We start from the raw sequence: 13,313 nt of genomic DNA, 5'->3' as shown, positions 1-13,313 counted from the left end.
CGATGACCGAGTCGTATGCGGGCGTGCTCGACCTGGCCCCGGGCGGACTGGTGCTGACCGCGGTGCTGATCGTGTGGCGGCGTGACCTGCGTTCCATCGTGCGGTTGCTGGCGCTGCAGGGCATCGCGCTGGCGGCGATTCCGCTGATTCTCGGTGTGCACAGCGGGGATTGGGAGCTGGTCGGCGTCGGCGCGGCCCTCTTCGTGTTGCGTGGGGTGGTGTTGCCTGCGCTGCTCGCGCGTGCGCTGGGCGCCGAGGAGCGCCAACAGCGCGAAGCGACACCCTTGGTGAACAGCACCGCGTCCCTGTTGATCGCCGCGGCGCTCACCGTGGTCGCGCTGGCCGTCACCCGTCCGGTGGTCGACCTCGATCCGGGCCCCGCCGTCAGTGCCGTGCCGGCCGGGATGGCGGTGGTGCTGATCGCGATGTTCGTGATGGTCACCCGGCGGCACGCCATTTCCCAGGCCGCGGGTTTCCTGATGCTGGACAACGGCATTGCGGCCACCGCATTCCTGCTGACGGCCGGCGTTCCGCTGATCGTCGAACTCGGTGCCTCGCTGGATGTGCTGTTCGCGCTGATCGTGCTCGGTGTGCTGACCGGCCGGCTCCGGCGCATGCTCGGTGGCGCCGACCTGGACGGCCTCCAGAGATTGCGGGATTGATGACGACGGAGCTGATTCTGGCGCCAATCCTGGCGCCCGCCCTTGCCGCCGCCGTCGCGGCGGTCGCCGGATGGCGCCGCGGGACCGCGGTGCTCACCACGCTGTCCGCACTGGTCGTGCTGGGTTGTGCTGTGGCGCTGGGTCTTCAGACCGGGGCGCTGCCGCACGTGGCCCTGGGCGGACTGTTGCGCACCGACGCGCTCTCACTGACCATGCTGGTCGTCATCGGCGTCGTCGGCATCCTGGCGACCTGGGCCAGCATCGGTTACATCGACGCCGAGCTGGCGCACGGTCACACCGACCCACGTGACGCGCGGGTGTACGGGGCGCTGACCCCCGCATTCCTGGCGGCCATGGCAGTCGCGGTGTCCGCCAACAACATCGGCGTCGTCTGGGTGGCTGTGGAAGCCACCACGGTGATCACGGCGTTCCTGGTGGGGCACCGTCGCAACGTCACCGCGCTGGAGGCCACCTGGAAGTACGTGGTGATCTGTTCGGTCGGCATCGCCGTTGCTTTTCTGGGGACGGTGCTGCTCTACTTCGTCGCGCGGCACGCGGGGGCCGACGGGGCCAGCGCCCTCAACCTCGACGTGCTGGGTGCCCGCGCCGCACATCTGGACCCGGCGGTCACCCGGTTGGCCGGCGGACTGCTGCTGATCGGATACGGCGCGAAAGTCGGACTGGTTCCGTTCCACGGCTGGCTGGCCGATGCGCACAGCCAGGCGCCGGCCCCGGTGTCGGCGCTGATGAGCGGAGTGCTGCTCTCGGTGGCCTTTTCGGTGCTGTTGCGGCTGCGGCCGATCGTCGACGCCGCAGTGGGGCCGGGCTTCCTGCGTGCCGGCTTGTTGACGGTGGGACTGGCCACGGTGTTGATCGCCGCGCTGTTGCTCACTGTCGCAAGTGATCTCAAGCGGATGCTGGCCTACTCCTCGATGGAGAACATGGGGTTGATCGCGGTGGCGGCGGCCGCGGGCACCAAGCTGGCGATCGCGGCGCTGCTGCTGCACGTGCTGGCGCACGGCGTCGGCAAAACGGTGCTGTTCCTGGCCGGTGGGCAATTGCAGGCCGCGCACGGCTCGACGGCGATCGCCGATATCAGCGCCGTGTTGTCGCGCTCGCGGTTGGTAGGTGTGTCGTTCGCCGTCGGAGTGGTCGTCCTGCTCGGACTGCCGCCATTCGCCATGTTCGCGAGCGAAATCTCGATCGCGCGGTCGCTGGCGGATGCCCGGATGTCCTGGGTGCTCGGCGCCGCGCTGCTGCTCATGGTGGTGGCGTTCGCGGTGCTGGTCAGCAACTCCCGCCGGATCCTGCTCGGACCCCCGGGTGACCACGCGCCACCGATCGTGGTGCCGGCCGCCGTAGCGGGTGCCCTGGTGAGCGGTGTGGTGGCCTCATTGGTGCTGGGGGTCACGGCGGGACCGCTCACCGGGTTGTTCAACGCGGCGGCCGGCCAGTTCGGAGCCGGGTGATGCAGCGGCGTGAGGTCAGCGCCGACGAGCTTCCCGGTGCGGTAGGGGACCTGCTGGACAACGGTTTTCGGTTGGCGCTGGTGGCCGCTCACGATGACGGCGATGCGATACGCATTGTGTACCTGCTGCTGGCCGGCGGCCCGGACCGCAGAACCGAGCTCACGGTGACCACCGACGCGGCCGGTCCGTCGGTGCCGTCCCTGGGGCATCTGTCGATCCCCGCGGGCCGCTTCGAGCGGGAGATGATGGACCTGTACGGGGTGGAACCGGTGGGGCATCCGCAGCCGCGGCGATTGGTCAGCCACGCGCACTGGCCGCAGGACTGGCATCCGATGCGCCGGCAGGCCGGACACCCGCCCGAATTCGCGACGGTAGGCGGATTTCCGTTCGTCACCGTCGACGGTGCCGGAGTCTACGAAATCCCGGTCGGACCGGTGCACGCCGGCCTGATCGAGCCGGGGCACTTCCGGTTCTCGGTCATCGGCGAATCGGTGCTGCGCCTGAAGGCACGACTGTGGTTCGTGCACAGGGGAATTGAGAAGCTCTTCGAGGGAGGGACCGTCGCCGACGGCATCGCACCGGCCGAGCGGATCAGCGGCGACACCTCGGCCGCCCATGCGCTCGCCTACAGCCTGGCGGTGGAGGATGCGCTGGGAATCGATATTCCCGAGCCGGTGCACGAATTGCGGGCGCTGCTGGTCGAGCTGGAACGGCTGTACAACCACGCCACCGACTTGGGCGCGCTGGCCAACGACGTCGGTTTCGCCCTTGCCAACGCGCACGCCCAGCGCGTCCGCGAATGCCTGTTGCGGATCAACGCCCGGGTCACCGGCCATCGCTTGCTGCGCGGCGCGATCCGTCCGGGAGGTGTTGTGCTGCAGCAACTTCCGGATACCGCGGAGTTACACACGCTGGCTCGGGAGGTTGCGGAGATCAGCGAGCTGACCCTGGGCAATCCGGTGATCTACGACCGGTTCGCCGACACCGCGGTGCTGCACCGCGAGGACGCTCAGGCGCTGGGCTGCCTCGGCTATGTGGCCCGCGCCAGTGGCATCGGCACCGATGCCCGCCTGGATCATCCGACCACCGCGCTGCCGTTGGTCCCGGTCGGTCGCGACGAGGGTGACGTGCTGGCCCGCTACACAATCCGGCGCGACGAGTTCGCGGCGTCGGTCGGGCTGATCTGCACGCTGATCGAGGGGCACCGCGGCCCCCTCGACTTCCAGACGCCGCTACCGGCGGCCGGAACCTCGGGGGTGGGCATCGTGGAAGGGTGGCGGGGCACGGTGGTCCACCGCGTCGAGGTCGACGCCGGGGTGGTCACCCGGTGCAAGGTGGTCGACCCGTCCTGGTTTAACTGGCCCGCATTGCCGGTCGCGATGGGCGACACGATCGTTCCGGACTTCCCGTTGGCCAACAAGAGCTTCAACCTCTCCTACGCCGGCAACGACCTCTGACCGCGAGCAGACACAAAATCCCGCTGGAGCGAATGCTCCACGGTGATTTTGTGTCTGCTCGCGGGGTAACGCGACCCGGCAACCACAGCCGCGACGCGGTACGGCACGATGGGCGGGTGCCCGAACCCGGCTCTCTCGAAGCCGATCCCGACCTGCTGATCGACTTCAGAAATGTGTCGCTGCGCCGTGGCGGGCGAACTCTGGTGGGCCCGCTGGACTGGGCCGTCGAACTCGACGAACGCTGGGTGATCATCGGCCCGAACGGCGCCGGAAAGACTTCGCTGCTGCGCATCGCCGCCGCCTCGGAGCATCCGACCAGTGGCACCGCGTTCGTGCTGGGGGAGCGGCTCGGCCGGGTGGACGTGAGCGAGTTGCGGTCACGGATCGGCCTGAGCTCCTCGTCGCTCGCGCAGCGGATCCCGTCCGACGAAGTGGTGCGCGACCTCGTGGTGTCGGCCGGCTACTCGGTGCTGGGCCGCTGGCGGGAACAGTACGAAGACGTCGACTACCGGCGCGCGGTCGACATGCTGGAGAGCCTGGGCGCCGAGCACCTCGCCGATCGCACCTACGGGACGCTGTCCGAAGGCGAACGCAAGCGGGTGCTGATCGCCCGCGCGTTGATGACCGACCCCGAGCTGCTACTGCTTGACGAACCCGCCGCCGGCCTGGATCTGGGTGGCCGCGAAGAACTGGTGGCCCGGCTGGCCGATCTGGCCGCCGACCCCGACGCGCCGGCCCTGGTGCTGGTCACCCACCACGTCGAGGAAGTGCCACCTGGGTTCAGTCACTGCCTGCTGCTGTCGGAGGGCGAGGCCGTCGCGTCCGGGCTGTTGCCCGATGTGCTGACCGCGGAGAATCTCTCCACCGCGTTCGGGCAGCGGATCGCGCTCGATGTGGTCGACGGACGTTATTTCGCCCGCCGCGTTCGCACCCGCGCAGCTCATCGGAGGCGACCATGAACGAACCGCACGTTCCGCTGCCGGCGCGACCGGCCGCAACCGTGATGCTGGTGCGCGACGCGCCCGGCGGCCTGAACATTTTCCTGATGCGTCGCCACTCGGCGATGGAGTTCGCCCCGGGGGTGATCGTGTTCCCGGGCGGCGGCGTCGACGACCGCGACCGCAACGCCGATATCGCATGGGCCGGTCCGCCTCCCGATTGGTGGGCGCAGCGGTTCGGCATCGAAACCGACCTGGCCATCGCCCTGGTCTGCTCCGCGGCACGGGAGACATTCGAGGAATCCGGTGTGCTGTTCGCCGGATCGGCCGACGACCCGGACAGTATCGTGGGCGACGCCTCCGTCTACCGCGAGTCCCGGCACGCGCTGGCCGACCGCACGCTGTCCTTCGCCGACTTCCTGCGCCGCGAGCAACTGGTGCTGCGCTCGGACCTGCTGCGGCCGTGGGCGAACTGGGTCACCCCGGAAGCCGAGCGCACCCGCCGCTACGACACCTACTTCTTCGTGGCGGCCCTTCCCGAAGGACAGCGCGCCGACGGCGAGAACACCGAGTCCGATCTGTCCGGCTGGGCGTTGCCGCAAGAGGCGATCGCCGACTTCGAAGCCGGGCGCAATGTGCTGCTGCCGCCGACCTGGACACAGCTGGATTCGCTGGCCGGCCGCACCGTCGCCGAGGTACTGGCCGTCGAACGCCAGATCGTGCCCATCCAGCCGCTGCTGGAAAAGCGGGGCGACAACTGGGTCTTCGAGTTTTTCGACTCCGACCGCTACCACCGGGCGCGCGAAGCCGGCGGATCGATGAAGTGGCCGCTTTGAACGAGTTCGTGAGCGTCGTGGTCAGCGACGGCTCGCAAGACGCCGGGCTGGGCATGCTGTTGCTGTCGCGGCCACCCACCAACGCGATGACCCGGCAGGTCTATCGGGAGATCGCCGCCGCGGCCGAGGAGCTGGGCCGGCGCGATGACGTCGCCGCCGTGATCCTGTTCGGCGGTCACGAGATCTTCTCCGCCGGCGACGACATGCCCGAACTGCGGACGCTCAGCCCGGCCGAGGCCGGCACCGCGGCCCGGGTGCGGCGCCAGGCCGTCGACGCGGTCGCGTCCATCCCGAAGCCCACTGTGGCCGCCATCACCGGATACGCCCTGGGCGCGGGGCTGACGCTGGCGCTGGCCGCCGATTGGCGGGTCAGCGGTGACAACGTCAAATTCGGCGCCACCGAGATCCTGGCCGGACTGGTCCCCGGTGGCGGCGGAATGGCCCGCCTGACCCGCGCGGTCGGACCGAGCCGGGCCAAAGAGCTGGTGTACAGCGGCCGGTTCTTCGATGCCGAAGAGGCGCTGGCGCTGGGTCTGATCGACGACATGGTGGCTCCCGACCACGTCTACGACGCCGCGGCGACGTGGGCCAGGCGGTTCCTGGACGGTCCGCGACCCGCACTGGCCGCCGCCAAAGCGGGAATCAACGCGGTCTACGAGACCCCTGGAGACCGCGAACGCCACGCCGCCGACGACCGTCGCTACGTCGAGGTGTTCGCCGCTGGTCAGGACGCTGACGCGAGAGGCGGCAGCGACGGCGGTTAGGCTGCCCTGCATGACGAGGAGTTCTGAGATTCCCGCCGACTCGGCACCCAACCCGCACGCCACCGCCGAACAGGTGGAGGCGGCCCGGCACGACAGCAAGCTCGCCCAGGTGCTCTACCACGACTGGGAAGCCGAGAGCTACGACGACAAGTGGTCCATCTCCTACGACCAGCGCTGCATCGACTACGCCCGGGGCCGCTTCGACGCCATCGTTCCCGAAGAGGTGACCCGCGAGCTGCCCTACGACCGCGCGCTGGAACTCGGCTGCGGCACCGGATTCTTTCTGCTGAACCTGATCCAGGCCGGGGTGGCGCGGCGCGGGTCGGTCACCGACCTGTCGCCCGGCATGGTCAAGGTCGCCACCCGCAACGGGCAGTCGCTGGGCCTGGACATCGACGGCCGGGTTGCCGACGCCGAAGGCATCCCGTACGACGACAACACTTTCGACCTGGTGGTGGGGCACGCCGTGCTGCACCACATTCCCGACGTCGAGCTGTCGCTGCGCGAGGTGTTGCGCGTGCTCAAGCCCGGCGGCCGGTTTGTCTTCGCCGGTGAGCCGACCACCGTCGGCAACGGCTACGCCCGGGCGCTGGCGGACCTCACCTGGAACGTCACCATCCGGGCAGTCAAGCTGCCCGGGCTGGGCAGCTGGCGCCGCCCGCAGGAGGAGATCGACGAGAACTCGCGGGCCGCGGCGCTGGAGTGGATCGTCGACCTGCACACCTTCGACCCCAAGGACCTGGAGCGGATGGCCACCAACGCGGGCGCGGTGCAGGTCAAGACCGCCAGCGAGGAGTTCACCGCCGCCATGCTCGGCTGGCCGGTCCGCACGTTCGAGTCGACGGTACCGCCGGGGAAGCTGGGCTGGGGCTGGGCGAAGTTCGCCTTCAACGGCTGGAAGGCGCTGAGCTGGGTGGACGCCAACGTTTGGCGGCACATCGCCCCGAAGGGCTGGTTCTACAACGTGATGGTCACCGGGGTCAAACCCTCCTGAGCCCGTTCGATACCGGCGACGTCAGATACCTGCGCTCGGAAGCCGGCCGCGAGGCTTTGGCGATTGTCACCGGCCTCGAGTTCAGTGACGCCACCCGGATTGCCGACATCGACGCGGTGCGCCGCCGGTTCGGTGAGCGTGCTCCGGCGCTGGTGGAGACGACGTTGCTGCGCCGCAAGGCGGCCGAGAAGCTGGCCGGTTTGGGTGACGTCTCGGGCTGGCTGTTCACCGACGAAGCGCTGCAGCAGGCCACCGCCGCACCGGTAGCGCTGCACCGGGCGGCCCGGCTGGCCGGGCGGGTGGTGCACGACGCGACATGCTCGATCGGCACCGAGCTTGCCGCGCTTTCCGGCGTGGCGCAGCGGGTCATCGGCAGTGACATCGACCCCGTCCGGCTGGCGATGGCGCGCCACAACCTCGGAGCGACGACAGCTCTGTGCCGCGCCGATGCGTTGCACCCGGTCACCCGCGGCGCGGCCGTCATCGTCGACCCGGCCCGGCGTGGCAGCGGCCGCCGCCGTTTCAATCCGGCCGATTACCAGCCCGCCCTGGGACCGTTGCTGACCGTCTACCGCGGCCGGGACAGCGCGGTGAAGTGTGCTCCGGGGATCGATTTCGACGAAGTCGGCCGACTCGGCTTCGACGGGGAGATCGAGGTGACGTCCTACCGCGGCTCGGTCCGCGAGGCCTGCCTGTGGTCGGGCGACCTGGCCCAGCCGGGTGTGCGGCGACGCGCGAGCATCCTCGACCTCGGCGAACACCTCACCTCCGCCGATCCGGACGACTGCGAGGTGCGGACGGCGGGCCGATGGATCATCGACCCCGATGGCGCCGTCGTCCGGGCCGGCCTGGTGCGTCACTACGGCGCCCGGCACGGGTTGTGGCAGCTCGACCCCGAGATCGCCTACCTGTCCGGTGATCGGCTGCCGCCCGGAGTCCGTGGCTTCGAAGTTCTCGAGCAGCTGGCCTTCGACGAGCGGCGGTTGCGGCAGGCCCTGTCGGCGCTGGACTGCGGGGCGGCCGAAATCCTGGTACGCGGGGTACAGGTGGACCCTGACCAGTTGCGTCGCCGACTGCGGTTGCACGGCGGCAGAGCGCTCTCGGTGGTCATCGCCAGGATCGGGCGCAGCGGCTCGAAGAGTGCCAGTCACGCGGTGGCCTACGTTTGCCAGCCGTCTCGGTAACGCCGGGTACGCTGACGGCGATTACCCCATAGGGCGTACTTACGCCACTTTGGTGTGCAAGGACTCGGTACAAGGACAGAGATGCGTTATCTGATAGCGGCCGCAGCGCTGGCCGCCGCCGCCGTGGTTGGCTGGCCGGCGAGTGCCGCCCCGCCGTCGTGTGCCGCACTGGGCGGCTCGTTGGAGGCTGCCCAGATGTGCCATATCCACCAATCCAGCGCCACCTACACACTGGACATGACCTTTCCCGTGGACTATCCCGACCAGCAGGCGCTGACCGACTACATCACGCAGAACCGCGACGGGTTCGTCAACGTCGCGCAGAGTTCGGGCGGCCGGCGTGACCAGCCCTATCAGATGGACGCCACCAACGAGCAACACAGCTCCGGACAGCCGCCCCGCACCCGCAGCGTGGTGCTGAAGTTCTTCCAGGATCTCGGCGGGGCCCGGCCGTCCAACTGGTTCAAGGCGTTCAACTACAACCTGGGGAGCAAGCAACCCATCACGTTCGACACGCTGTTTGCGCCCAATACCAACGCGCTGGACGCGATCTTCCCAATCGTGCAACGGGAACTGGAACACCAGACCGGACTGGGTGTGACGATTTCGCCGGGTGCCGGTCACGACCCGACCAACTACCAGAACTTCGCAATCACCGACGACGCGCTGATCTTCTACTTCGCCCAGGGCGAGTTGCTGCCGTCCTTCGCCGGCGCCACCCAGGTGCAGGTGCCTCGCAGCTCGATCCCGCCGCTGGCGATTTAGTGCCGTTCATTCTGCGCCGGTGGCGACGAAGTGCGAGTAGCGCGCGCCCTCAACGCCGAGCCAACGGTCAGGCGGGCTCGAAGGAGTACACCTGGCCGTCGCTGGTGGTGACCACCACCTGCCGGTCCTTGCCCACCGACACTCCGACCGGGGATCCGGTGGCTCCCGGCAGCGCATACATGTTGACGGTGTGGCCATCGCCCGGGTCGAAGACCAGCAGGTTCATCCCGGCCGACACCGTGTAGCCGACACTGCCGCCGGCCACCGACGCGGTCGACAGCGGGGTGACGTCGTCGCGTCGCCAGGCCGAGTCGGCATGATCGCCTTTGTCGTGGAAGGCGGCCAGCCGGGCATCGGGGCCACCGCCGGAAAGGATCAGACCCTGCGGCGTGACCGACGGTGGCGTCTGCGCCGTAAAGCCCAGCTGCGCAGACCATTTGACCTTGCCGTCGGCGGCTTGCAGCGCCCACAACCGTTGGTCGCGGCCGTTGACGTAGACGGTGGTGCCGTCGGCGGACAGCACCGGACTGCCCAGCACGCCAGCGCTGACGGCGTCGCTAGTCCACTCGCGGGACAGCTGCCCGCCGCGGTACTTCAGCCCGATCAGTCCAGCTGCCGGTGCCCCCGGCTGCCAGACGCTGACGACCACCGTCCCGCTCGCCGGCGAGAATGCGGGCGCAGCCGCCACCGGGCAGCCCGCGCGGGACGGCGCGCAGTCGGCCAGTCCGCGTGTCGCATCGGCCGGGTCGACGCCCTCCACCAGATCCAGCGCGGTCCCGACGACGGCACCGCGGTGGGTGTCGAAAACCAGTAGCTGTCCCAGGTGAGTGCTGACCAGCAAATGGCCGTCGCCCAGGAACCGCGGGGTGGTCGGCATCCCGATCACCGGCTGCCGCCAGCGCGTCCACTGGGTCGGCGGGAACGAGATGATGGCTCCGGGTTGCCCGACGTAGAGGTTGTCGAAGCCGTCGAACAGCGGGCCACCGAAGCCGCCGCCCTGCACCAGGCGGGTGCACCAGCGCTGCCGGCCGTTGCCGATCTCCCATTCCATGAAGGAGCAGCCACCCGGGGTCTGTGCGTTGAGCGCCAGGAAGCCGCGTGCTCCGAGGGCGGGGCCGGCCGCCACGCTTCCCTTGGCCGAGCGAGTCCACCGCAGGACGAGCTTGCCGGCGCCCGTCGTGGGGCTGTAGCTGCTGTTGGCGGCGTCACCGTACTGCGCCGGCCAGCCCAGCGCGGGTGCGGCGTCCACCCAGGAGTCCGTGTTACCGCAACCGCCGAGCCCGAGGGTGAGGATGGCCACCAGGACAGGCGTCAGGAGACGTCGCGCGAGCACACGTGAGGGTATCGCGGGCGGCCGATCGCCCAACTCCGCAGCCCGCCGGTCCGGGCGGCTCCGTCGTCGGTAGGCTTCGGCACATGACGAGCATGTGGGGTGCTCCGCTGCATCGCAGGTGGCGGGGAGGGCGGCTCAGGGATCCGCGCCAGGCGAAATTCCTGACGCTCGCCTCGCTGAGGTGGGTACTGCGCAACAAGGCGTACACCCCGTGGTACCTGGTGCGATATTGGCGGCTGCTGAAGTTCAAGCTGCAGAATCCGCACATCATCACCCGCGGCATGGTGTTTCTGGGCAAGGGCGTCGAGATCCACTGCACACCCGAATTGGCGCAGCTGGAGATCGGGCGCTGGGTGCACATCGGGGACAAGAACACGATCCGGGCGCACGAGGGCTCGCTGCGGTTCGGTGACAAGGTGGTGCTGGGCCGCGACAACGTCATCAACTGCTACCTGGACATCGAGCTCGGCGACTCCGCTCTGATGGCCGACTGGTGCTACCTGTGCGACTTCGACCACCGGATGGACGACATCACGCTGCCGATCAAGGACCAGGGCATCATCAAGTCCCCGGTGCGGATCGGCCCCGACACCTGGATCGGGGTCAAGGTATCGGTGCTGCGCGGCACGGCCGTCGGCCGAGGGTGCGTCCTGGGGTCGCACGCGGTGGTCCGCGGCGTCATCCCGGATTATTCGATCGCGGTCGGCGCGCCGGCCAAGGTGGTCAAGAACCGCAAGCTGTCGTGGGAAACCTCAGCCGCCCAACGCGCCGAACTGGCTGCGGCACTTGCCGATATCGAACGCAAGAAGGCCGCTCAGTAGAAACCGCTTGGCCTGCGGACTGCGCGACACTGACCGTACGCACACGACACGCCGCGCCGGCTGTGCGCAGCGTCAATCTCGGCGGACGCACACCCGGGGATCGGCCTATTCGGGGTGGTCGTCGACCTTGATGTCGAAGTTGACGTCCCCACCGACCACGTTGGTGACGGTGACATTGATGCCGTACTTGGAGCTGCCGTCGGTGAGCTGGCAGCGCAGCGTGGCGCCTTCGTAGCCCTTCAGGTTCTCCGGGCAGGTGACCGCGTCGGGCCGCTGACCGACCTGCTGGTAGAGCTTGTCGCTGATGATGTGGGCGACCTGGTCCTTATCGACCGTCTCCACCATGTCGAACTTCACGTCCTTGCCTTCGACGCTGGTGACGGTGACGTTGACGTTGTAGGTCTCGTCCTTGACCTTCATCTCGCAGTTGGTCTGCGCGCCCACCTTGGCCGGCAGGTCGTCCGGGCAACTCACCGAACTCGGCTTGTTGCCGTTGGAGTCGGTCATCTTGGTGATGATCTGGCCGGCGACGTCCTTCTTGCTCACCGTCTTGGGGCCCGACGATCCGACCGAACACGAGCAGGCCCCGGCACTGGCCATCAGGCCGACGGCGGCACCCGAGACCAGCAACGTCCGAACGATCCGAGCCATAGCGCCTCCCTGGCGTGTGTAGAACCCCGTGATGAGTCGGGGAGATAATGGCACGCCGGCGACCATCTGAAAAGCGAATCAGCCAAATGGCTGCCTCAGCTGATGTCCCGGTAGCGCCGCAGCGCCTCCGTGCGCTCGGCCGCGTGGTCCACGATGGGTTCGGGATAGCCTTTCGGCCGCTTCCCCTTGGCCAGGTGGACATCGTCGGCATCGGCCAGTTCGGGTACCCACCGGCGAATGTAATCGCCTGCGGGATCGAACTTTTCGCCCTGTTTGGTCGGGTTGAACACCCGGAAGTACGGTGCCGCGTCGGTGCCGCAGCCGGCACTCCACTGCCAGCCGTGCTGATTGCTGGCCATATCTCCGTCCACCAGTTGCTCGAGGAACCAGCGGGCGCCCCATTGCCAGGGCAGGTGAAGGTCCTTGACGAGGAACGAGGCCACGATCATGCGCACCCGGTTGTGCATGAACCCGGTCTCGCGCAGTTGGCGCATCCCGGCGTCCACGAACGGGTAGCCGGTTTCGCCCGCCTTCCATGCCTCGAATTTGCGCTTGGCCTGCGCGTCGGTGTCGGTTTCGATGGCGTCGAAGTCGCGGTTCCAATTCCACCAGACACTGTGCGGCCAGTGATGCAACACCGAGGCGTAGAAATCGCGAAATGCCAACTCCCGCAAGTAGGCTGAGTCGCCCTGGCGCCGCCGGTTGAGGTCGGCGACCATCGTCCGGGGGTGAATGGTGCCGAATTTCAGGTGCGCCGACATCCGGCTGGTGCCGGGCAGATCCGGCCGATTGCGGTCGTCGGCGTAGCCTTGCACCCCAGCCTCGAGGAACGACGCCCACTGGGACAGGGCCGCCGCCTCGCCGGCCGCGAGGTCCAGCTCGACGCCCGGATCGGGCGCCTTGACCTCTTTGCGGGACTTCACTTGCGACGGGTCGATCCAGCGTGCGCTGTCGGCATCGGTAGAGGCTGGGGAGCGCCAACCGGTTTCGCGCCACCTGCCGAAGAAGGGCGTGAACACCTTGTAGGGCGTGCCGTCGTCCTTGGTGACCCGCCCGGGCGAAACCAGGTACGGCGAGCCCGTGGCGACCAGTGGCACCGTGTCCAACGCATCGCGGACCCGCTCGTCGCGGCGCCGCCCGAACGGCGTGAAGTCCTCCGAGATGTGCACCGCAGCGGCCTCGATCGACTTGGCGAGGAATGGAATTCGCTCCTCCGGGCGCCCGCGTGTCACCAGCAGCCGACCGCCTAGATCGTCATTAAGCCGGCGCAGCGAGTCACCGAGAAACTGCAGGCGCCGCGGTCCGGACGACGCCTCCAGTCGCGGATCGAGCACGAAACAGGCCAGCACTTCGTCGTTCTCCGATGCGGCCGCAAGCGCGGGGTGATCACGCAACCGAAGGTCGCGTCGAAACCACAACAGTGCCGGCATGGTCGGCCC

The 13,313-nt window shown here is 68.7% G+C and carries 13 protein-coding genes; 10 read left to right on the top strand and 3 right to left on the bottom strand.

The genetic code is table 11. The features are described 5' to 3' along the window. Positions 1–2 precede the first annotated feature (2 nt). The 9 genes from QXH22_RS04475 (at position 3) to QXH22_RS04435 (ending at position 9,069) form a co-directional block, all read left to right on the top strand. On the top strand, positions 3–662 hold the full coding sequence (locus QXH22_RS04475; protein ID WP_306275003.1) for a hypothetical protein: 660 nt from the start codon (positions 3–5) through the stop codon (positions 660–662). Continuing rightward, on the top strand, positions 662–2,131 hold the full coding sequence (locus QXH22_RS04470) for a proton-conducting transporter membrane subunit (RefSeq protein WP_306275002.1): 1,470 nt from the start codon (positions 662–664) through the stop codon (positions 2,129–2,131). The genes QXH22_RS04475 and QXH22_RS04470 overlap by 1 nt, the downstream gene beginning before the upstream one ends. After that, positions 2,131–3,588: an NADH-quinone oxidoreductase subunit C gene (locus QXH22_RS04465; protein ID WP_306275001.1), complete on the top strand. Its 1,458-nt coding sequence runs from the start codon at positions 2,131–2,133 to the stop codon at positions 3,586–3,588. The genes QXH22_RS04470 and QXH22_RS04465 overlap by 1 nt, the downstream gene beginning before the upstream one ends. Before the next feature lie 116 nt (positions 3,589–3,704). Beyond that, entirely contained in the window at positions 3,705–4,547 is an 843-nt protein-coding gene (locus QXH22_RS04460) for an ABC transporter ATP-binding protein (RefSeq protein ID WP_306275000.1), read from the top strand. Beyond that, positions 4,544–5,362: an NUDIX hydrolase gene (locus QXH22_RS04455; protein WP_306274999.1), complete on the top strand. Its 819-nt coding sequence runs from the start codon at positions 4,544–4,546 to the stop codon at positions 5,360–5,362. Before QXH22_RS04460 ends, QXH22_RS04455 begins: the two co-directional genes overlap by 4 nt. Beyond that, positions 5,359–6,126 (top strand): enoyl-CoA hydratase, encoded by a 768-nt coding sequence (locus QXH22_RS04450; RefSeq protein WP_306275961.1) that lies wholly within the window; start codon positions 5,359–5,361, stop codon positions 6,124–6,126. Before QXH22_RS04455 ends, QXH22_RS04450 begins: the two co-directional genes overlap by 4 nt. A gap of 10 nt (positions 6,127–6,136) precedes the next feature. Then, complete coding sequence (locus QXH22_RS04445) at positions 6,137–7,120, top strand: class I SAM-dependent methyltransferase (RefSeq protein WP_306241533.1); 984 nt, start codon at positions 6,137–6,139, stop codon at positions 7,118–7,120. Then, positions 7,078–8,304, top strand: a complete 1,227-nt coding sequence (locus QXH22_RS04440) for a class I SAM-dependent methyltransferase (protein WP_306275960.1) — start codon at positions 7,078–7,080, stop codon at positions 8,302–8,304. The genes QXH22_RS04445 and QXH22_RS04440 overlap by 43 nt, the downstream gene beginning before the upstream one ends. An 81-nt stretch (positions 8,305–8,385) precedes the next feature. Continuing rightward, on the top strand, positions 8,386–9,069 hold the full coding sequence (locus QXH22_RS04435; protein WP_306241532.1) for an esterase: 684 nt from the start codon (positions 8,386–8,388) through the stop codon (positions 9,067–9,069). Positions 9,070–9,136: 67 nt separating this feature from the next. On the opposite strand, the gene QXH22_RS04430 is transcribed toward QXH22_RS04435, so the two are convergent. Then, positions 9,137–10,402 carry a PQQ-binding-like beta-propeller repeat protein gene (locus QXH22_RS04430; RefSeq protein WP_306241531.1) on the bottom strand — a complete coding sequence of 422 codons (1,266 nt, stop codon included), beginning with the start codon at positions 10,400–10,402 and terminating at the stop codon, positions 9,137–9,139. 83 nt (positions 10,403–10,485) lie between these two features. Between QXH22_RS04430 and QXH22_RS04425 the strand changes: the two genes are divergently transcribed. Continuing rightward, positions 10,486–11,223 carry an acyltransferase gene (locus QXH22_RS04425; RefSeq protein ID WP_065047913.1) on the top strand — a complete coding sequence of 246 codons (738 nt, stop codon included), beginning with the start codon at positions 10,486–10,488 and terminating at the stop codon, positions 11,221–11,223. Positions 11,224–11,328: 105 nt separating this feature from the next. Here the strand turns inward: QXH22_RS04425 and QXH22_RS04420 are convergent, their stop codons facing one another. Both QXH22_RS04420 and QXH22_RS04415 read right to left on the bottom strand, forming a co-directional pair. Next, positions 11,329–11,874, bottom strand: coding sequence for a DUF4333 domain-containing protein (locus QXH22_RS04420; RefSeq protein WP_306241530.1), 546 nt, complete (start codon positions 11,872–11,874; stop codon positions 11,329–11,331). Positions 11,875–11,969: 95 nt separating this feature from the next. After that, positions 11,970–13,304, bottom strand: a complete 1,335-nt coding sequence (locus QXH22_RS04415) for a deoxyribodipyrimidine photo-lyase (RefSeq protein ID WP_306274998.1) — start codon at positions 13,302–13,304, stop codon at positions 11,970–11,972. Positions 13,305–13,313: the final 9 nt, after the last annotated feature.

The organism is Mycobacterium sp. TY814, from assembly GCF_030755175.1.
Taxonomy (GTDB): Bacteria; Actinomycetota; Actinomycetes; order Mycobacteriales; family Mycobacteriaceae; genus Mycobacterium.
This window is presented reverse-complemented; position numbering and strand designations above follow the sequence as displayed.

Coding starts and splice junctions, on each gene's coding strand:
- QXH22_RS04465 (WP_306275001.1), top strand. CDS start 2,131: ATGCAGCGGCGTGAGGTCAGCGCCGACGAGCTTCCCGGTGCGGTAGGG.
- QXH22_RS04425 (WP_065047913.1), top strand. CDS start 10,486: ATGACGAGCATGTGGGGTGCTCCGCTGCATCGCAGGTGGCGGGGAGGG.
- QXH22_RS04475 (WP_306275003.1), top strand. CDS start 3: ATGACCGAGTCGTATGCGGGCGTGCTCGACCTGGCCCCGGGCGGACTG.
- QXH22_RS04415 (WP_306274998.1), bottom strand. CDS start 13,304: ATGCCGGCACTGTTGTGGTTTCGACGCGACCTTCGGTTGCGTGATCAC.
- QXH22_RS04420 (WP_306241530.1), bottom strand. CDS start 11,874: ATGGCTCGGATCGTTCGGACGTTGCTGGTCTCGGGTGCCGCCGTCGGC.
- QXH22_RS04470 (WP_306275002.1), top strand. CDS start 662: ATGACGACGGAGCTGATTCTGGCGCCAATCCTGGCGCCCGCCCTTGCC.
- QXH22_RS04455 (WP_306274999.1), top strand. CDS start 4,544: ATGAACGAACCGCACGTTCCGCTGCCGGCGCGACCGGCCGCAACCGTG.
- QXH22_RS04435 (WP_306241532.1), top strand. CDS start 8,386: ATGCGTTATCTGATAGCGGCCGCAGCGCTGGCCGCCGCCGCCGTGGTT.
- QXH22_RS04445 (WP_306241533.1), top strand. CDS start 6,137: ATGACGAGGAGTTCTGAGATTCCCGCCGACTCGGCACCCAACCCGCAC.